Here is a 19,208-nt window from a genome sequence, read left to right on the forward strand (position 1 = left end):
CCGCTTGGCAAGACCTTTTGCAGGTGGGGGCCGAGATGAATCATTCTGATCATTCAACAGACAACGGCGTGGTGGAGATCCTGAACAAGGACGCCAAGTCGCCGGTCGTGCTGGTGTGCGAACATGCCAGCTCTTACATCCCCGCAGAGTTTGAAGATTTGGGGCTGTCAGAAGACGCGCTGAAAAGCCACGCTGTCTGGGATCCGGGGGCGATGGCCCTGACGACCCGAATGGCGGATACGCTGGATGCGGTTCTGGTCGCCTCGAAAGTGTCCCGTCTGGTCTACGATTGCAATCGTCCCCCGGAGGCCCCCGACGCCATGCCGGGCCAGAGCGAGGTGATCGCTGTGCCGGGCAATCTCGGCCTCAGCGCGCACCAGCGGGCGGCACGGGTCGCACGATATTATCAGCCATTCCGCACGTCCGTCGCAAAAGTCATGGCCCATAAGGCCGCGCCGATACTGGTGACCCTTCACAGCTTCACACCGGTCTATCACGGGGTCCCCCGCGCGGTTGAGATCGGTGTGCTGCATGACAGCGATGACCGGCTTGCGGAGGCTCTTTTGACCTTGGCCAAGGGCATGGTCCCATATGACGTGCGCCGAAACCAGCCTTACGGGCCGGAGCATGGTGTGACGCATACGTTGAAAGAGCACGCTTTGCCGGCGGGCCATCTGAACGTCATGCTCGAGGTGCGCAGCGATCTGATCGCAGACGCCTCGGCTCAGGACAGAATGGCTCGGACCCTGTCAGACTGGGTGGCGCAGGCTTGCGTCCGGGTAGGAGCCGATCCATGCGGGGTCTGATGCGCGGCTATATACGCCGCGTGGATGCCGTCAACTACCACATCGGGCGTGTCATCATGTACGGCATCTTTGTGATGATGGCGATCCTGCTGTGGTCCTCGGCCTCCAAGACGTTCTTTACCCCCTCCCTCTGGACGCTTGAGGTGGCTCAGTTTGCCATGGTCGCCTATTACATGCTGGGTGGGCCCTATGCGTTACAGATGGGGTCGAATGTGCGCATGGATCTACTCTACGGCGAATGGTCGGACCGCCGAAAGGCACAGATCGACGCGATGACGGTGATGTTCCTGATCGTCTATCTGATCTTCCTGCTCTGGGGCGGGTGGGAAAGCCTGATGTATTCCTTCGCCTACGGGGGAGAGCGCAGCTCTTCGGTCTGGCGACCGTATCTTTGGCCGATCAAGTCGATCATGGTGCTGGGCATCTTCCTTATGCTGCTGCAGGCTCTATCGGAGTTCTTCAAGGACATCCTGCGCCTGCAAGGGCACGACATGGGAGAGAAGGTCTGATGGCCTATGAGACCATCGCCATCCTGATGTTTTCATCCATGATGCTGATGCTTCTGACCGGGCAGCGCGTGTTCGGGGCGATTGGATTTGTCGCAGTGGTGGCGGCCTTCTTTCTCTGGGGGGATCGGGGCGGCTATGATCTGGGCTTTGCGGCGGCGATCAAGCTGATGCGCTGGTACCCGCTGCTGACGCTGCCGATGTTCATCTTCATGGGGTATATCCTGTCGGAATCGCGGATTGCCGACGACCTTTACAAGATGTTCCACGTCTGGATGGGCGGGCTGTCGGGCGGGCTTGCGGTTGGCACCATCGGGCTCATGGTGCTGATCTCCGCGATGAACGGGCTGTCGGTCGCGGGGATGGCCATCGGGGCCACCATCGCACTGCCCGAGCTGCTGCGGCGTCACTACGACAAACGCATGGTGACGGGGGTGATCCAGGCGGGGTCTTCGCTGGGAATCCTCGTACCGCCCTCCGTTGTGCTGGTGCTTTATGCGATGATCGCGCGACAGCCGGTGGGGCAGTTATGGCTGGCGGGCGTGGTGCCGGGGCTGCTGATGGCCACCCTGTTCGTGATCTATATCGTGATCCGCTGCCGGCTGAACCCATCGCTCGGGCCGATCCTGCCGCCTGAGGAACGGGCGATGCCCAGGGGCGAAAAGCTCAGACTGCTCGGGGCCGGGCTTTTGCCGCTGTTTATCTTCTTTGCGATGATGGTGCCTTTCGTGAACGGCTGGACATCGCTGGTCGAAAGCTCGGCCATTGGGGCGATCGCGGCCTTTTCGGCGGCGGTTCTCAAGGGCCGGATGACCCGCGAGGTGTTCGAGACCTCCGTGCGCAAGACGCTTGGCATCTCCTGCATGTTCATGTGGATCATCCTCGCGGCACTGGCCTTTGGCGCGGTGTTTGACGGGTTGGGGGCTGTCAAAGCCATCGAGAGCCTCTTTACCGAGCAGCTTGGCCTCTCGCCCTGGACAATCCTGATCCTGATGCAGCTCAGCTTTATTCTGATGGGGACCTTTCTGGATGACACCGCAATGCTGGTGATTGTCGCCCCGCTTTACGTGCCGCTGGTCGGCGCGCTGGGCTTTGATCTGATCTGGTACGGCATCCTCTACACGATCACCACGCAGATTGCCTATATGACGCCGCCGTTCGGGTATAATCTGTTTCTGATGCGGGCGATGGCCCCGCCCGAGATCACGCTGCGCGACATCTACGCCTCCATCCTGCCTTTCGTGCTGGTGATGGTGGCAGCCCTTGCCACGATCATGGCCTTTCCCGAGATCGCCCTGTGGCTGCCGGGATATGTTTACGGAAATTAACCGCAAAGAAGATCCCCGAACGGGACGCATAAGACGAGCTTTAACAGAGAGGAAAATAAAATGACGACAAGACGTAAGTTTCTGACCACGGCGGGTGTCGGGGGGGCTGCGGCCCTGGCCAGCCCTTCGATTGTCAAGGCACAGACCGCGATCACCTGGCGGTTTCAGACCTATGCCGGGGCGGCGCTGGGCGAGCATGTGACCAAGCCGGTCATCGACTACATCAACGCCAATGCCAACGGGGAGCTTGAGGTCGAACTGTTTTACGCCGACCAGATTGTGCCCACGGGCGAGCTGTTCCAGGCGCTTCAGCGCGGTACGATCGATGGGGTGCATTCGGATGACGATTCCATGGCGTCGCCCACACCGCTGCGCCAGTTCGGCGGCTATTTCCCCTTCGCGACCAAACACATTCTGGATGTGCCGGTGCTGTTCAACCAGTACGGCCTCAAGGAGATTTGGGAAGAGGAATACGCCAAGGTCGGCGTCAAATGGCTGTCGGCGGCCGGGCAGGACCCCTGCAACTTCAACACCACGCGGGAAATTACCTCCGTGGCCGATCTGGATGGGCTGAAACTCTATACCTTCCCGACGGCGGGGCGTTTTCTGGCCAAGTTTGGCGTCGTGCCGGTGAACATTCCCTACGAGGATGCCGAGGTTGCGGTGCAGACCGGAGAGCTCGACGGCATGGCCTGGTCCGGCATCACCGAGGATTACACGGTGGGCTGGGCGGATGTCACCGACTACTTCCTGACCAACAACATCTCGGGGGCCTGGATCGGGTCGTGGTTCGTCAACGAAGAGCGCTGGGCCGAACTGCCGGATCACCTGAAATCCGTGGTGATGGCCGCGACAGAGGCCGGGCACACCTACCGCAACCAGTGGTACTGGGGCGGCGAGGCAGCCTTGCGCGCGAACGGCGACAAGCTGGCGCTGCGGTCGGTGCCGCCCGCCGAATGGGCCGAGGTCGAGAATGCCGCCAAGGACTTCTGGGAAGAAGTCGCGCAGGAAGGCGAAATCCAGCAGAAGATCGTCGACATCTTCAAAGAGTACAACAGCGTCATCAACCAGGCCGGCGTGCCCTATAACTTCGAGTAAACCGCCGACCGTGACCGCAGGCGTCCCCGGGGTTCGGGGGCGCTTCTTTTCGAGAAAGGATTTTTCCCATGGCTGCCCCCCTGACGTTCGAGGCGCTGAAAAAGGCCGTCACCGCCGGTGAGGTGGATACTGTTCTGGCCTGTCTGGTCGACATGCAGGGGCGGCTGCTGGGCAAACGCTTCCATGCGGTGAACTTTGTCGACACCGCCTGGCGGGAGACGCATTGCTGCAATTACCTGCTGGCCACCGATCTGGAGATGGCGACCCCCGATGGCTATGCCGCCTCCTCCTGGGAAAAGGGCTATGGCGATTATGTCATGCGCCCGGATCTCGACACGCTGCGGCCGGTGCCCTGGCTTGAGGGCACCGTGATGGTGCTCTGCGATGTGCTGGACCACCACAGCCACGCACCGGTGCCCCATGCGCCGCGCGCGATGCTGCAAAAGCAGGTCGCCCGGCTGCAGGCGCTGGGGTTTGACGCGATGATGGCCACGGAGCTGGAGTTCTTTCTGTTTGAAAAGAGCTTTGATGAGATCCGCAAGGGGGGCTTCCGCGATCTGCAGCCGATCAGCGGCTACAACGAGGATTACCACATCCTGCAGACCACCAAGGAAGAGGGCGTGATGCGCCCGATCCGCAATCACCTCTATGCCGCCGGTCTGCCCATTGAAAACACCAAGGGCGAGGCGGAGACCGGACAGGAAGAGCTCAACATCCGCTACGCGGCGGCCTTGGATTGCGCCGATCACCACACCATTGCCAAACATGCGATCAAGGAGATCGCCTGGCAGCAGGGGCATGCCGCGAGCTTCCTGCCCAAATGGCACCATGACAAGGTGGGCTCTTCCTCTCATGTGCATCAATCGCTGTGGCAAGACGGGGTGCCGGTGTTTTTCGACAAGGAAGCACCGCTCGGCATGTCCGAGCTGATGAAGCACTACATGGCGGGGCTCATCGCTTACGCCCCGGACTACACGTATTTTCTGGCCCCCTACATCAACAGCTACAAACGGTTTGCCAAAGGCACCTTTGCGCCCACCAAGACGGTCTGGTCGGTCGATAACCGGACGGCGGGCTTTCGTCTCTGCGGGGATGGGACAAAGGGCGTGCGGGTCGAATGCCGCATTGGCGGCTCTGATCTGAACCCCTATCTGGCGCAGGCCGCCATGCTGGCCGCCGGGATCAGGGGCATCGAGGACAAGATGGTGCTGGCCCCGCCCACCCGTGGTGACGTCTATGAGGACGCCAAGGCGCAGGACATTCCGCAAACCTTGCGGGCCGCGACCGAGACCCTGCGCGGCTCAAAGCTGCTGCGCGAGGCGATGGGGGAGGATGTGGTCGACCACTACACCCGCTGCGCGGAATGGGAACAGGAAGAATTTGACCGCGTGGTGACCGATTGGGAAATCGCCCGCGGATTTGAAAGGGCTTGAAGATGATCCGATGTATCTCTCCCATTGATGGGTCGGTTTACGCTGAACGCGAGACCTTGTCGGCGGATGCGGCGCAGGCTGCGGCGGGGCGTGCCAGGGCCGCTCAGGTGGCTTGGGCCAAGCGTCCCCTGTCCGAGCGCATCGCGCTGGTGCGGACCGGGGTCGCCAATGTGGGGGCGATGAACGACGAGATTGTGCCCGAGCTGGCGCATCAGATGGGCCGCCCGATCCGCTACGGTGGAGAGTTTGGCGGCTTTAACGAGCGCGCAAGCTACATGGCCGACATTGCGCCTGCCGCCCTTGCGGATATCGAGATCGAGGACAGCGATGCCTTCCGGCGGGTGATCAAACGCGTACCGCATGGGGTGGTGCTGGTGGTGGCCCCCTGGAACTACCCCTATATGACCGCGATCAACACGGTGGCCCCGGCGCTGATCGCGGGCAACGCGGTGATCCTGAAACATGCCAGCCAGACCCCGCTTGTGGGCGAACGGATGGCGCGGGCCTTTCACGCGGCGGGGATCCCCGAAGAGATCTTCCAGAATGTCTTTCTGGATCACCAGACCACCTCTGACCTAATTGCCGCAAAGAGCTTTGGCTTTGTGAATTTCACCGGCTCCGTGAGCGGCGGGCAAGCCATCGAGCGGGCCGCCGCAGGCACTTTTACCGGTGTGGGGCTGGAACTTGGCGGCAAGGATCCGGGCTATGTCTGCGACGACGCCGATCTGGAGGCAGCCGCGGAGACGCTTATAGATGGGGCGATGTTCAACGCGGGCCAATGCTGTTGCGGGATTGAACGGATTTACGTGGCCGAACAACATTTCGATGCCTTCGTGGCAAAGGCGGTCGGGATCGTCCAGGCCTACATCCTCGGCAATCCGCTGGACCCCGAGACCACCCTGGGACCGATGGCGCACAAACGCTTTGCCGAGGAGGTCAGGGCGCAGACAGGTGAAGCTGTGGCACAGGGGGCAACGGCGCATATTCCGACCTTTGACGCGGATGATGGCGAGGCCTATCTGACGCCGCAGATCCTCACCGGTGTTACCCATGAAATGCGCGTGATGCGCGAGGAAAGCTTTGGCCCGGTTGTGGGCATCATGCCGGTCAAGGATGACGCGGAGGCCATCGCCCTGATGAACGACAGCCCCTTCGGTCTGACCGCATCGGTCTGGACCAAGGAGGTTGCCCGCGCGGAGGCCATCGCAGACCGGATCGAGACCGGAACAGTTTTTATGAATCGGGCGGATTACCTTGATCCCGGTCTCTGTTGGACCGGCTGCAAGGATACCGGGCGCGGGGGCGGCCTGTCGGTCATCGGCTATCACAACCTGACCCGCCCGAAATCCTACCATCTCAAAAAGGCCTGAGCCCAGGCTGTTGATTGCAATCTGGTTCTGATCGACCGTGATCCGTTTGGGGCCGGTCGGGTGCCCGAGATTTCAGAGGCCTTCGTCGTTTCAGGCATCAAGAAGCCGCTTCTGGTCAGTGAACAGGCCTCGCCAAGACGGAGCGCACCCCCAGAACGCGCGCCTCGCCGCCCTGAAACGCAAGCCCGGCGCACGTGCGGGCTTTTCAACCGGCATGGGCACGTCTGCGGTGGCAGGTTCGGAGGTGTTGCGCAATCTGCTTGCTCTTGCAACGCCACATCCGGTCCGGCGTGCTTGACTGTGGCAGTGGCTCTTTGGGGCATGAGGCAAGCAGCGTGCAAATTACTCTCACAAGGGTACCGGCGATTCGTCACAAGGATGTGACAGCGTTCGCATCTGCCGGTCCCCGATGGCGCAGGACCGGGGAGAAAGGGCCATGGGCCTCGAAAGGCTTGCTCTGAAAGGGTTTCGATGGTTCGCGGTCAGCGCATCCGCTGGGTTGGCGGCGCTGAATTGGGGGCTCAGGCCGGAATGGCACAAGGCATATTGTTGAAAGAGCAGCATTCAGGTGGCTTGCGGGTTCCCCCATATCTTGTGTTCTTTTATCGGTTGCGCCGCTTGCCTCCCCCGATCTGGCGGGTCGGATGTCTTGGCTGTGGCGTCCTCGCCACATCGCAGAGCGGGCCATCCAGAAAAAATGACACGATCAATTCAGGAGGCCCGATTCATTTCCTTAACGCCAATTTTCCAAGTTAACCTGTGGGTAATTTCACGTATCGCCTGAAGCTCGGAGGCTAACTGCAACAATCCATTCAGTTATTCCAAAGCATCTCCCACAGGGGGATTCACGGGGGAGTTGTGGATAATAAAAGGGCGTTAATCAATTGAATCACATCGGCACGGTCAGCACTGAAAAAGAGCCTTCCGTCAAGACGCCTTCCTGTAAAAAAAACATAAAAAGCCCGTTGACCGACTAGGGGTAGATACGTCAGGTTGTGGAGGCCGACGATATCGCCACAACATGTAGTGGTAAAACGCTCAGGGGGCGGATCGACGGGGCAGGGACAACAGACGATCACATGACGAGCTGATCCGGGCCGGGGGGCGTTTGCGTTTTTCCGGGGCGAGAGCTGTTGCCGCTGACCTGCGGCACCGGGCGGGGGCCTGTCTGCAATGACAGAGGGTCCCCTGAATTGGAAGAAGCTGGAAACGAGGCAGCGCATATGAAAATTGAACGTAAATTCACCAAAGCCGGTCAGGACGCCTACGCGGACCTCGATTTCATTCATACTGCGTCAGAAATCCGGAACCCGGATGGCACCATCGTTTTCCGGCTCGACGCGGTTGAAGTGCCCGGCTCCTGGAGCCAGGTCGCCAGCGATGTGATCGCGCAGAAGTATTTCCGCAAGGCGGGGGTGCCGTCCAGCACGCGCAAGGTAAAGGAAAAAGGCGTGCCGGAGTTCTTGTGGCGCTCGGTGCCGGCGGAGGGCGCTGAAATGGGCGGTGAGACGTCGTCCAAGCAGGTGTTTGACCGGTTGGCGGGGGCCTGGGCCTATTGGGGCTGGAAGGGGGGCTATTTCACTTCCGAAGACGATGCCAAGTCCTATTTCGACGAGATGCGCCATATGCTGGCCAGCCAGCGTGCCGCGCCGAACTCTCCACAGTGGTTCAACACCGGTCTGCACTGGGCCTACGGCATCGACGGGCCCGCACAGGGTCACCACTATGTGGACTACAGAACCGGCAAGCTGACCAAATCGAAGTCATCCTACGAGCATCCGCAGCCGCACGCCTGCTTTATCCAGTCTGTTTCGGACGATCTGGTGAACGACGGCGGGATCATGGATCTCTGGGTGCGTGAGGCAAGGCTTTTCAAATACGGCTCGGGTACCGGCACCAACTTTTCGTCGCTGCGCGGCGAAGGCGAGGGGCTTTCGGGCGGCGGCAAATCGTCTGGCCTGATGGGGTTCCTCAAGATCGGGGACCGGGCCGCGGGCGCGATCAAATCGGGCGGCACCACACGCCGCGCGGCCAAGATGGTGATCGTGGATGCAGACCACCCAGATATCGAGGACTTCATCAACTGGAAGGTTGTCGAAGAGCAGAAAGTGGCGAGCATCGTGGCAGGCTCCAAAATGCACGAGCAAAAGCTCAACCTGCTCTTTGAGGCGATCAAGGCATGGGATGGGGCGGCAGAGGATGCCTATGATCCGGCCAAGAACGATGGCCTGAAGAAGGCGATCCGTGAGGCGAAAAAGGTCGCGATCCCAGAGACATACGTAAAACGTGTTCTGGACTATGCGCGGCAGGGGCATACGGCGATTGAGTTCCCCACATATGACACCGACTGGGATTCGGAGGCCTATAGCTCTGTCTCGGGCCAGAACTCCAACAATTCGATCCGCGTGACCAATGCGTTCCTGACAGCGGTCGAAAAGGACGCCGACTGGGAGCTTATCAACCGTGTCGACGGCAAGGTCACCAAGACCGTCAAAGCACGCGATCTGTGGGAAAAAGTAGGCCATGCCGCCTGGGCCTGCGCCGATCCGGGCATTCAGTATCATGATACCGTGAACGACTGGCACACCTGCCCGGAAGATGGCGCGATCCGCGGGTCGAACCCGTGCTCGGAATACATGTTCCTCGACGACACAGCCTGTAACCTCGCGTCGATGAACCTGCTGACCTTCCTCAAGGACGGCGAATTCCAGGTCGAAGATTACATGCACGCGGCCCGTCTGTGGACCGTGACGCTGGAGATTTCGGTGATGATGGCGCAGTTCCCTTCGAAGGAAATCGCGCAGCGCTCTTATGACTTCCGCACGCTGGGTCTGGGCTATGCCAACATCGGCGGTCTCCTGATGAACATGGGGTATTCCTACGACAGTGATGAGGGGCGCAGCCTTTGTGGTGCGCTCACGGCGATCATGACCGGCGTGTCCTATGCCACCTCCGCCGAAATGGCGGGCGAGTTGGGCCCGTTTCCGGGCTATGCCAAGAACGCCGAGCATATGCTGCGGGTGATCCGCAATCACCGCACGGCGGCCTATGGCAAGGTTGGCGGCTACGAAGACCTCGCGGTCAACCCGGTGCCGCTTGACTATAGGAACTGCCCCGATGAGCGGCTCATCCAGGTGGCCCGGGGAGCCTGGGATCAGGCGCTGGAACTGGGCGAGAAGTTCGGCTACCGCAACGCGCAATCCACCGTGATTGCCCCCACCGGCACCATCGGTCTGGTGATGGACTGCGACACCACGGGGATCGAGCCGGACTTCGCGCTGGTGAAGTTCAAGAAGCTCGCCGGCGGCGGATACTTCAAGATCATCAACCAGTCGGTGCCGGCTGCCCTTGAGAAACTGGGCTACGGCTCCGCCGAGATCGAAGAGATCGTGGCCTACGCCGTGGGGCATGGCTCCATCGGAAATGCGCCGGGCATCAACACCAAGACGCTGGCCGGCCACGGTTTTGGCGCCAATGAGCTGGCCAAGGTCGAAGCGGCGCTGGCCTCCGCCTTTGACATCCGGTTCGTGTTCAACCAGTGGACGCTGGGCGAAGAGTTCTGCACCCAGGTCCTTGGGATCCCGACCGAAAAGCTGAACGACCCGACGTTCGACCTGCTGCGCCACCTGGGCTACTCCCGGCAGGATATAGAGGCGGCCAACGACCACGTCTGCGGCACCATGACCGTCGAGGGTGCGCCTTTCCTGAAAGAAGAGCACTACGGCATTTTCGATTGCGCCAACCCCTGCGGCAAGAAAGGCAAGCGGTTCCTGTCGGTCAACAGCCACATCACCATGATGGCGGCGGCGCAGAGCTTCATCTCGGGGGCGATCTCCAAAACGATCAACATGCCGAACGATGCAACCATCGAAGACTGCCAGAAGGCCTATGAGTTGAGCTGGTCGCTGGGGGTCAAAGCCAACGCGCTCTACCGGGATGGCTCGAAACTGAGCCAGCCGCTGGCCGCTGCTCTGGTCGAAGACGACGAGGAGGCCGCAGAGGTGCTGGAGACCGGCAGCCCGCAGGAAAAGGCGGTCGTGCTGGCAGAGAAAGTGGTCGAGAAGGTGATCGTCAAGGAGATCATCAAATCGCACCGCGAGAAGATGCCGCAGCGCCGCAAGGGCTATACGCAAAAGGCCATCGTCGGCGGGCACAAGGTCTATCTGCGCACCGGCGAGTACGAAGACGGCAACCTCGGTGAAATCTTCATCGACATGCACAAGGAAGGTGCCGGTTTCCGGGCGATGATGAACAACTTCGCCATCGCGGTCTCGGTCGGTCTGCAATACGGTGTGCCGCTGGAGGAGTTCGTGGACGCCTTCACCTTTACCAAATTCGAGCCTGCGGGCATGGTGCAGGGCAACGAGACGATCAAGAACGCGACCTCGATCCTCGATTATGTGTTCCGGGAACTGGCCGTTTCCTACCTCGACCGGACAGATCTGGCGCATGTGCAGCCCTCGGGCCATACCTTCGACGATCTGGGGCGTGGCGAAGAGGAAGGTGTCAGCAATGTCACCGAGTTGAGCGACAGCGCGGCCTCCAAATCCCTGGAAGTACTGAAGCAAATCAGCTCCACCGGGTATCTGCGCAAGCGGCTGCCACAGGAGTTGATGGTGTTGCAGGGCGGCCAACAGGGGTTTGCCGAAGAGACGGTGGCCTTCGACAACATCGCGCCTGCCCAGGCCGGCAATGTCGCGGTGGCCATGACAACCACAGCCGTGGCAACCGGCACGGTCGAAATGGACGCCCGTACGAAAGCCAAGATGCAGGGCTATGAGGGCGAGGCCTGCGGCGAGTGCGGCAACTACACGCTGGTGCGCAACGGGACCTGCATGAAGTGCAACACCTGTGGCGGCACGAGCGGGTGTAGTTGAGGGGAGGTTCAATGTCCGTGAATAGCGATAGGCGCGCAGACTTTCTGTGGATCGTTCAGATGATCATGATCAAATACGAGGACAAGATTTTTGGTTGGTCGGGAATAGCTGGAGACGCGATTGCAGCCAGTTATCGAATTCCAAAGGAACTAACGGCACGGGAAGCAGCTTTGAAGTTCTGTGCGTTGTTCGTCGAGGGTTTTAGCGGCGATGAAAGACCGTCGGTCCCCAACTGGCTGGCAGAACTCGATGATCCTTAAAGAGATGGTAATGACTTGCAAAGCGCAATGACCTCCAAAGGAAGTGCGACACTTGTAGCTAGACGCCTTCGTGCCGCTGAAGAAAACGCGCCGGTGATGGCGTGTAGGGGTCGCGGTCCTGCCATCGGCAGGCCGCACCCCGACGAATAGGGGAATGGCCGATTTACCGGCTGTTCCTGACTAAGGCGGGATGAGACTCCGCAGAAAACCGACGGTTTTCCGCTCTGTCTCACTTGTCGGAAATCCTTTGGATTTCCAACGTGGTTGGGGACGGGCAGGGTGGGACCTTGGCCTCTTCAATAGGGACAGAGTTGGACTCCGCAGGTTTCTGCGAAACCCGCTCTATCCAACCCGGCGGGTTTTCGGTGAAAACCCGCGCGTACAAGGGGCGGGTGCGCTCGCCCCCGACGACGTTCAGGCCGCAGGCAGAAAAATACCGAGCGGTTAACAAACTGAGCCTGAACGGCGAAACTTAAAGGGGTGCCTCGGCATCCCTTTTTCTTTTTTCACTCTGCGGCCCGCGCCGTTCGAAAAACCCATAGGCGCGACCGGAAATCTGGCATAGCCTGCAAGACAGACAAAAGCGCAGGGTACGCACCTTGAAAAACAGCTTCAGGATCACACACCGATGGCCCCTTCGCTTGGTTGCCATTCTTGCGGTGATCGTTATTGTAATCAATGCCCTGGAGCGCAAAGCTAAACCTGATCCGACCGATGTGCTGATCGCGGATTTCCTATCGCAATACAACATTCCCGGCGCGGTGATTGGCCTGTCTCAACCAGGATCCCCTGTGGAGCTTCGCGCCTATGGGCTGGCGGACAGGCAGGCTGCACGGCAGATGCAGACGACGGATCGTTTTCGTCTCGCGAGTCTGTCCAAACCTGTTACTGCCGCGGCGGTCCAACAGCTTTTGGCAGAGCATGGGGCGCGATCACTCGATACCGCGTTGGCGGAGGATCTGCCCGCGCTGCTGACCGCGCGGGACGGGCGGATGACCCAGGTCTCGCTGCGCCATCTTTTGCAACATGGTGCAGGGTGGGATCATCACGCTGATTTCGATCCGTTCTTCCTGCCGTCTGCCGATCTTGACGACAGGCTGGGATTGAGCTTCGAGACGTTGCAGGACTGCCGGCCAATCGCTTACGGGATGCTCGAGCGTCCGCTGGATGCGGATCCCGGCACCTCCTACGGATATTCGAACCTTGGCTATTGCTGGCTGGGCATCTGGATAGAAGAGATCAGTGGCCTTCCGTACGGCACCGCCGTTCAGCAATTGGTCCCGGAGGCCAGAGGGCTGTCTCTGGCCGCCGCGGATGTCACGGTGACCCACCATGGCTGGGCCCAGGCGCCGCAGGTGGCGGCGGCCCTGCCTGCGGTGATTGCGGCAGCGGGGGGCTGGGTCGGGACCGTGTCGGATTTCATGCCTGTCGCGACGCGACCGCTTGCCCCTTGGGTCTTTTCGCGCCCCGGCTATGCCGCCCCGGATCAGTACTATGGGTTGGGGTGGCGGGTCTGGGAGCGTCCGGAGGGGCGTCTTCTGACCCATTACGGTGCGTTGCCGGGGGTTTTCAGCCTCGTGGTGCGCACCGAAAGTGGCGCGGCTGCCGTTGCCTTGTTCAACGGACGGCCGGCACCGGAGCTTGAGGCTTTTGGCTTCCTTTTCGAGGGCCTCGCAGGGCTGCCGATCTTTCAGAACCGTGCAGAGTAAAACGGCCTCCGGTCTGGCCGCAGCGGGCCGGGGTTACAGCAGATCTGCCACCGGGGCCTGTTCGGGCATGCCCATCTCGATCCGCAGACGGGCCCGCGCCCGGGCCAGACGCGACATGACCGTCCCTTGCGGGACTTTCGTGAGCCGCGCCAGGGCGATCGGGCTGGTCTCGCCGGCCGCCACCAGCCGCATCAGATCGGCCTGCGCGCTTGGCAGCCGCTCGATCGCTGCGGCGATATCTGCGCAGGCCAGACGGGCCGGGCCGCTTTCCGGGGCGGCGGCCATTTCTTCGTCCAAAGGTTCAGTGGGCCGGGTCTTGCGCCAATGCTGGCGGGCATGGTTGCGCAGCACCGTCATGCTATAGCGCTCCTTGTCGTCGATCCTGGCGCCGTCGTGCTGCACCCGGATAAGGCTCAGAACCGTTTCCTGAACCAGGTCATCCGCTTCTGACGCGGTCTCGGAGAGGCGGCGGGCGCGGGCGCTGAGGCGGGCTAAAAGGTGGTCGAAATCTTGGCGGGTGTCGCTGTGCATGCCCATGCGGGATCCTTTCAGAACAGAACTGTCCTCAACATGGCACCTTCCCTGCGGAGCAAAAGACCGGGGCTTTCCGCCGATGGCCATTCCCCGCCCTTTTTTGGCGGGGATTTGCCGCGGCGGCCTCCTGAAAACGGCGAAGACCGGCACATCGCAGCACCGGGACCCCGGGGCGGGGACGCAAACCGTCTTTGGCGCATCTTACTGGGTGAGACGCGATGATGTGTCTCTTTATGACAAAACTACGGGAGACTACCTATGACACGGATTTTCAAAGCCCTCGGGTTGACGACTGCCCTGCTTCTGCCTGTTGCTGCTTTTGCCCAATCGGCAGATGCGAACGGCGACGGGGTCCTGACCATTGACGAAGTACAGGTTGTATTGCCCGACATTACCGCCGAAGCCTTCAGTGCAATGGACACCAACGCCGATGGTGCGCTGGATGCAGCAGAAGTGCAGGCCGCACAGGACGCAGGTCTGATACCTGCCTAACATCGTGATAGTCTGAGCGGTATATGCCCTGAGGCCGCTCAGGCTTTGCAAAGGCGCAGCGTGGATTACCTCGGCTTTTCTGCTGCGCCTTTGCTCCTCCCCTAAGCGGGCAGGTGAATGGTGAACCGGCGTCTGATCGCGGCATCCAGGATCGGGTCAAAGCGGGCAGCCGCGCGCTGACCGAGGATTTCCTCCTTGCGAGCCTTGGCCTTTTTTATCAGGTCCGGTTTGTTGTTTTCGTCCCATTCCTTGGGTGAGGTACGATCCCCGAGGGTCGGGTAGACGTGATCGGCCTGCATGCGACCCAAGGTCTGCTCCGTTCCCAGATAATGGCCCGGCCCACCCAGACAAACCGACATGATCTGATCAAGCGCCAGGGTGTCATCGGTGACCTCGATCCCGCGCACGCAGCGCAGGGCCTGACCGATCAGATCATCCCCCAGGATCAGCGACTCGTGGCAGAACCCCAGCAGTGACGCGTGCATGCCCGCCGCCTCATAGACCATGTTGAGCCCGGCAAGCCCCGCCATCACGTTGGAGCACATCTGTTCCCATCCGGCCTGCATGTCGGGTAGTTTGCTGTCGGCAATCCCAGCGGCGGCCCCCCCGGGCAGGTCGTAATATTTATGCATCTGGGCACAGCCCGCGGTGAGCAGAGCCTGCTCGCCCGAGCCGCCGGTCATCGCGCCGGTGCGCAGATCGAGCCCGAAAGGCCAGGTGCCAAAGATCGCCGGATGTCCCGGTTTGACCGCCTGTACATAGACCAGCCCGGCTAGACATTCCGCCACTGCCTGCACAATGGCCCCGGCCACGGTGGAAGGGGCCGTGGCACCCGCCATACCCGCCGACAGCAGCAGCACAGGCATGCCGTGGCGGATGCATTCTTCCATCACCTCGCAGGATTCCGTGGCGAACTTCATTGGCGGGACGACAAAGCAGTTGGTGTTGCCCACAAAGGGCCGCGCCCGCCAGCTTGCCTCCCCCCCTGCGATCATGTGCAGCATCTCGATGGCCGGGGCCACATGCGCGGGGTCGGTAAAGGAGGTGCCGATGTGTTTGGTGGTCCCGCAGGTGGTGGCATAGATGGTGTTCAGATCCATCTCCAGATTGTCGGTGATGTCGCGGCAGACCATCGGGCGTTGCAGGAAATGGATATTGTCCAGAACATCTGTTATCCGCGCCGCATCGTGCAGATCCTGCACGCCGCATTCGCGGTAACTGCGCCCCTCCGCATCAACCAGATGCACCGCAGCACCGGCCGTGCCGTAGTGCACACGGGTGCCCGACAGGTCGAGATCATGCGCCGGGTCGCGCCCGTGCAAGGTAATGGAGCGGTTGGCGCGAGCCAGCGCGTCCTCCACCAGGGCGCGGGGGAAACGGAGGCGCCCGTCCCCGCCCTGTATCGCACCCGATTTGGTCAGATAGGCCACCCCGCTGTCGGGTGCATCGGCCAGACCGATGGTCTCCAGCGCCTCCAGAGCGGCTCCGTGGATACGCTCGACATCTGCGGCGGTCAGGGGTTCATAGCGGCCGCCTTCCATACCGGGGCGAATGGGGCGCAGATGCGCGGCCAGTGGCGCGCTCCGCGCCGCCCGACGGGCGGAGCGTCCGCCGCTGCGGATTTGGGTTCTTTGTGTCATATGCAAGGTCCTGAAAGTGAGAGAGCTGTCTTGGCGGATCAGCGTCTCTCCGGTCGACCGCGTGCGGCGCGCCCGCGCTCTGCCCCGATGGTGCGGGTCACAAGTGTGATCTTGATCCAGTCTGCGCGCATGCCATTCCCTTGACTGCCTGCAGGATTTCAGCCCAAGGCGTCCGGGTCTGTTCTGTTTGCGACGCGGGGTCGCTTTCTGACATCTAGGTCTGGATGTCCCGCACCACCCCGTTGTGCTGCGCCCGTTCCGCGGCGTATGTCATGAGCGTTTGCAGCGCCGCCGCAAACACGTCATCCGCCACCGTCATGGCGACCCGAACGTGTCCGGCGGCGGCCTGACCAAAGCTTTCGCCGGGCATCACAGCGATATGGTGGCTGTCCAGCAGCCCGTTGGCAAAGGCCTCTCCGCTCATGCCAGTGGCCCGGATGTCCAGCATCAGATACATCGCCCCCTGGGCGGGGACGAGCCCCACGGTGTTCTGTTGCGACAGCATCCTCTGCGCCAGCGCCCGGCGGCGCAGAAAGGGGGCTGCGATCTCCGCTTCGAAGGCCTCTCCTTGCGTGAGTGCGAAGCGGCTGGCATCCTGAATGAACCCAGGCACGCCGTAGGTGGTATGGGTGGCCAGGGTGATGAGATGGCTGATGGCCTCCTCCGGCCCGATGATCCAGCCACAGCGCGAGCCTGTCATCGCGTGGGATTTCGACATCGAGCCGACAACCAGCGTCCGCGCCGCCATCCCGGGCAGGGCGCGGGGCGACAGGTGGGTGCCTTCCCAGACCTGCGTGTCATAGACCTCATCCGAGATCAGCCAAAGGTCGTGGGTGAGACAAACCTCTGCAATCCCCCTGAGCGTTGCGTCGGAATAGACCACGCCGGTGGGGTTGTTGGGGGTATTGATAAGCAGCGACGCCGCCCCCGGCGCATGGGCGGCAATCTCCGCCGCGCGGGGCTGAAACGCATCCTCGGCCCGTGCTTGGATTACCTGTGGCACCGTACCCGCCCCGCGCAGGGTCCCGGGGTAGGTGGCGTAATAGGGATCGATATAGAGCGCCGTGTCGCCGGGATCGCAGGCCGCCACATGCGCCGCAAAGAGGGCGGCTTGCCCGCCCGGCGTAATCAGCACGTTCTCGGCGGTGGTCGGCACGCCGGTGCGCGCCGCGATCCGCCGGGCCACCGTGTCGCGTAAATCCTGCGTTCCGGGGACCGCAGCATAGCCGGTGTGGCCGGCAAGCGCCGTGTCGTGCATTTCCTGCAGGATGGGGGCGGCGGTGCGGATGTCATGCTCTCCGATCGTCAGTTCGGTCACCGGGGTGCCCTCGGCGATCATGCGGCGCGCCTTGAGAAACAGATCCCAGCCGTCTGACCCGCCCCCGGTGAGCTCTGTGATGCGCTGTGATAGGTGCATACCGTGTCCTTTGTCGTCTTTTCCGCAAGGGCGCAGAGCAGGTGCGATTCGTCAATCGGACTTGACCCGCGCAGCGCACTCCGGGTAGGAGAAGCCATGACCTATAAGACGCCCCTCTGTTCCATTATCTGCTGAACCCCACCTGCGGGCGGCATAAGGGTCGTTTCCATCCCTGATCGAGATTGCTATGCCCGCGCTGACCCCTGCGCAAGGACGCCCCGTGATGACGATCAAGCTTTACAACACCCGGACCAGGACCAAAGAGGATTTCGTACCGCTGGATGCGGCCAATGTGCGCCTGTATGTCTGTGGCCCGACCGTCTATGACCGGGCGCATCTGGGGAACGCACGGCCCGTCATTGTGTTCGATGTGCTTTTTCGGCTGCTGCGCCATGTTTATGGCGCGGATCACGTGACCTATGTGCGCAATTTCACGGATGTGGATGACAAGATCAACGCGCGTGCGGCGGAAAGCGGGCGCGACATCAGCGAGATCACCGCCGAGACGACACAGTGGTTTCTGGACGATATGGCCGCCGTTGGCGCGCTGGAACCGACGGCAATGCCGCGCGCCACGCAGTATATTGCGCAAATGGTGGCGATGATCGAAGATCTGATCGCCAAGGGGCACGCGTATGAAGCCGAAGGTCACGTGCTTTTTGCGGTGGAAAGCTATGCGGCCTACGGCGCGCTCTCCGGACGCTCGGTCGATGATATGATTGCGGGCGCGCGGGTCGAAGTCGCGCCCTATAAGCGCAATCCGATGGATTTTGTGCTCTGGAAGCCGTCAAGCGATGATCTGCCGGGGTGGGACAGCCCTTGGGGGCGGGGGCGTCCGGGCTGGCACATCGAATGCTCTGCCATGGCGCGGGACCTGCTGGGCGAGACTTTCGACATCCACGGCGGCGGTATCGACCTGCAATTCCCGCACCATGAGAACGAGATCGCCCAGTCCAAATGCGCCGGCTACGGTTTTGCAAATGTCTGGATGCACAATGAGATGTTGCAGGTCGAGGGCAAGAAGATGTCCAAATCCCTGGGCAATTTCTTTACCGTGCGCGATCTGCTGGATCAGGGCGTGCCCGGCGAGGTGATCCGCTTCGTGATGCTGAGCACGCATTACCGCAAGCCGATGGATTGGACGGAGAAGAAGCGAGACGAGGCCGAAAAAGCACTAGACAAACTGACGGTTGCGCTTGAGGCAGCTTTGACCTTTGGAAAACCTCCGGGCACCAGTGTCGATGATTTGCCGGAAGGTATGAAGCTAAGGCTCTTGGATGATCTTGACACTTGGGGTGCGCGCACTGTGCTCATGGCGACAGCTGAAAATCTTCTGGGGCAAGTAGGCAAAGATTTTATTGGTGGAGATCCGGAGCGGACCGCAATCGAGTTTCTGACGGGCCTCAGCATTCTGGGACTTTACGAGCTGCTGCTTAAACGCAACGCGCAGAAGAGTTCTCAGAATGTGCTGCTGGATCCCTTTGCAGTTGATATGACGATCCGCCGCAATCTTGCGAAGGAAACGAAAGATTTTACCGATTTCGATTCTCGAAAAGCCCGCCTTGAAAGCGCGGGCGTTGAAGTACGTGTTTTGTCGACCGGTGTTGATCTGTTCCCGAGACCTGACTTCGATCCCTCCAAACTGGAGGCGTTGAAATGATCCGCCCTTGCACCGAGGACAGCGCCCGAGCCTGGGGGGGCGTGAAGCGCCCTCTCGGGGGGAGGGTCGGGCGCTGTC

At 61.3% G+C, this 19,208-nt stretch carries 14 protein-coding genes; 11 read left to right on the top strand and 3 right to left on the bottom strand.

Annotated elements, in window-relative coordinates:
- The first annotated feature begins 35 nt into the window (after window positions 1–35).
- The 9 genes from H7847_RS10095 (at window position 36) to H7847_RS10135 (ending at window position 13,387) form a co-directional block, all read left to right on the top strand.
- Window positions 36–806 (top strand): N-formylglutamate amidohydrolase, encoded by a 771-nt coding sequence (locus H7847_RS10095; RefSeq protein WP_227269358.1) that lies wholly within the window; start codon window positions 36–38, stop codon window positions 804–806.
- A complete protein-coding gene (locus H7847_RS10100; protein WP_227269359.1) occupies window positions 794–1,315 on the top strand; it encodes a TRAP transporter small permease subunit in 522 nt (173 codons plus the stop codon). The genes H7847_RS10095 and H7847_RS10100 overlap by 13 nt, the downstream gene beginning before the upstream one ends.
- Complete coding sequence (locus H7847_RS10105) at window positions 1,315–2,640, top strand: TRAP transporter large permease (protein WP_227269360.1); 1,326 nt, start codon at window positions 1,315–1,317, stop codon at window positions 2,638–2,640. Before H7847_RS10100 ends, H7847_RS10105 begins: the two co-directional genes overlap by 1 nt.
- 60 nt (window positions 2,641–2,700) lie before the next feature.
- A complete protein-coding gene (locus H7847_RS10110; RefSeq protein WP_227269361.1) occupies window positions 2,701–3,738 on the top strand; it encodes a TRAP transporter substrate-binding protein in 1,038 nt (345 codons plus the stop codon).
- 68 nt (window positions 3,739–3,806) lie between these two features.
- Window positions 3,807–5,171 (top strand): glutamine synthetase family protein, encoded by a 1,365-nt coding sequence (locus H7847_RS10115; protein WP_227269362.1) that lies wholly within the window; start codon window positions 3,807–3,809, stop codon window positions 5,169–5,171.
- Between the two features lie 2 nt (window positions 5,172–5,173).
- Window positions 5,174–6,541: an aldehyde dehydrogenase family protein gene (locus H7847_RS10120; protein ID WP_227269363.1), complete on the top strand. Its 1,368-nt coding sequence runs from the start codon at window positions 5,174–5,176 to the stop codon at window positions 6,539–6,541.
- Window positions 6,542–7,764: 1,223 nt separating this feature from the next.
- Window positions 7,765–11,418: a vitamin B12-dependent ribonucleotide reductase gene (locus H7847_RS10125; protein WP_227269364.1), complete on the top strand. Its 3,654-nt coding sequence runs from the start codon at window positions 7,765–7,767 to the stop codon at window positions 11,416–11,418.
- A gap of 59 nt (window positions 11,419–11,477) precedes the next feature.
- The gene (locus H7847_RS10130) at window positions 11,478–11,678 is read left to right on the top strand and encodes a hypothetical protein (RefSeq protein WP_227269365.1); all 201 of its coding nucleotides are present in this window, start codon (window positions 11,478–11,480) and stop codon (window positions 11,676–11,678) included.
- A gap of 641 nt (window positions 11,679–12,319) precedes the next feature.
- Window positions 12,320–13,387, top strand: a complete 1,068-nt coding sequence (locus tag H7847_RS10135; RefSeq protein ID WP_227269366.1) for a serine hydrolase domain-containing protein — start codon at window positions 12,320–12,322, stop codon at window positions 13,385–13,387.
- A 33-nt stretch (window positions 13,388–13,420) separates the two neighbouring features.
- Here the strand turns inward: H7847_RS10135 and H7847_RS10140 are convergent, their stop codons facing one another.
- A complete protein-coding gene (locus H7847_RS10140; RefSeq protein WP_227269367.1) occupies window positions 13,421–13,924 on the bottom strand; it encodes an RNA polymerase sigma factor in 504 nt (167 codons plus the stop codon).
- A 255-nt stretch (window positions 13,925–14,179) separates the two neighbouring features.
- Between H7847_RS10140 and H7847_RS10145 the strand changes: the two genes are divergently transcribed.
- Window positions 14,180–14,413 (top strand): EF-hand domain-containing protein, encoded by a 234-nt coding sequence (locus H7847_RS10145; protein ID WP_227269368.1) that lies wholly within the window; start codon window positions 14,180–14,182, stop codon window positions 14,411–14,413.
- Window positions 14,414–14,514: 101 nt separating this feature from the next.
- Here H7847_RS10145 and H7847_RS10150 read toward each other — a convergent pair whose 3' ends face one another.
- Both H7847_RS10150 and H7847_RS10155 read right to left on the bottom strand, forming a co-directional pair.
- Complete coding sequence (locus H7847_RS10150; protein ID WP_227269369.1) at window positions 14,515–16,053, bottom strand: trimethylamine methyltransferase family protein; 1,539 nt, start codon at window positions 16,051–16,053, stop codon at window positions 14,515–14,517.
- Window positions 16,054–16,267: 214 nt separating this feature from the next.
- Window positions 16,268–17,470, bottom strand: a complete 1,203-nt coding sequence (locus H7847_RS10155) for a pyridoxal phosphate-dependent aminotransferase (RefSeq protein WP_227269370.1) — start codon at window positions 17,468–17,470, stop codon at window positions 16,268–16,270.
- 223 nt (window positions 17,471–17,693) lie between these two features.
- Here H7847_RS10155 and cysS point away from each other — a divergent pair, with 223 nt between their 5' ends.
- On the top strand, window positions 17,694–19,130 hold the full coding sequence (cysS, locus tag H7847_RS10160; protein WP_227269371.1) for a cysteine--tRNA ligase: 1,437 nt from the start codon (window positions 17,694–17,696) through the stop codon (window positions 19,128–19,130).
- The last annotated feature ends 78 nt before the right edge of the window (window positions 19,131–19,208 follow it).

The sequence above is a fragment of the Roseobacter weihaiensis genome (genome assembly GCF_020622345.1).
GTDB lineage: Bacteria > Pseudomonadota > Alphaproteobacteria > Rhodobacterales > Rhodobacteraceae > Roseobacter > Roseobacter weihaiensis.

What these genes read in the sequence shown, in the direction of transcription:
- H7847_RS10145 (WP_227269368.1), top strand. Translation starts at nt 14,180, where the DNA reads ATGACACGGATTTTCAAAGCCCTCGGGTTGACGACTGCCCTGCTTCTG.
- H7847_RS10095 (WP_227269358.1), top strand. Translation starts at nt 36, where the DNA reads ATGAATCATTCTGATCATTCAACAGACAACGGCGTGGTGGAGATCCTG.
- H7847_RS10140 (WP_227269367.1), bottom strand. Translation starts at nt 13,924, where the DNA reads ATGGGCATGCACAGCGACACCCGCCAAGATTTCGACCACCTTTTAGCC.
- H7847_RS10100 (WP_227269359.1), top strand. Translation starts at nt 794, where the DNA reads ATGCGGGGTCTGATGCGCGGCTATATACGCCGCGTGGATGCCGTCAAC.
- H7847_RS10125 (WP_227269364.1), top strand. Translation starts at nt 7,765, where the DNA reads ATGAAAATTGAACGTAAATTCACCAAAGCCGGTCAGGACGCCTACGCG.
- H7847_RS10120 (WP_227269363.1), top strand. Translation starts at nt 5,174, where the DNA reads ATGATCCGATGTATCTCTCCCATTGATGGGTCGGTTTACGCTGAACGC.
- H7847_RS10130 (WP_227269365.1), top strand. Translation starts at nt 11,478, where the DNA reads ATGATCATGATCAAATACGAGGACAAGATTTTTGGTTGGTCGGGAATA.
- H7847_RS10110 (WP_227269361.1), top strand. Translation starts at nt 2,701, where the DNA reads ATGACGACAAGACGTAAGTTTCTGACCACGGCGGGTGTCGGGGGGGCT.
- cysS (WP_227269371.1), top strand. Translation starts at nt 17,694, where the DNA reads ATGACGATCAAGCTTTACAACACCCGGACCAGGACCAAAGAGGATTTC.
- H7847_RS10155 (WP_227269370.1), bottom strand. Translation starts at nt 17,470, where the DNA reads ATGCACCTATCACAGCGCATCACAGAGCTCACCGGGGGCGGGTCAGAC.
- H7847_RS10150 (WP_227269369.1), bottom strand. Translation starts at nt 16,053, where the DNA reads ATGACACAAAGAACCCAAATCCGCAGCGGCGGACGCTCCGCCCGTCGG.
- H7847_RS10105 (WP_227269360.1), top strand. Translation starts at nt 1,315, where the DNA reads ATGGCCTATGAGACCATCGCCATCCTGATGTTTTCATCCATGATGCTG.
- H7847_RS10115 (WP_227269362.1), top strand. Translation starts at nt 3,807, where the DNA reads ATGGCTGCCCCCCTGACGTTCGAGGCGCTGAAAAAGGCCGTCACCGCC.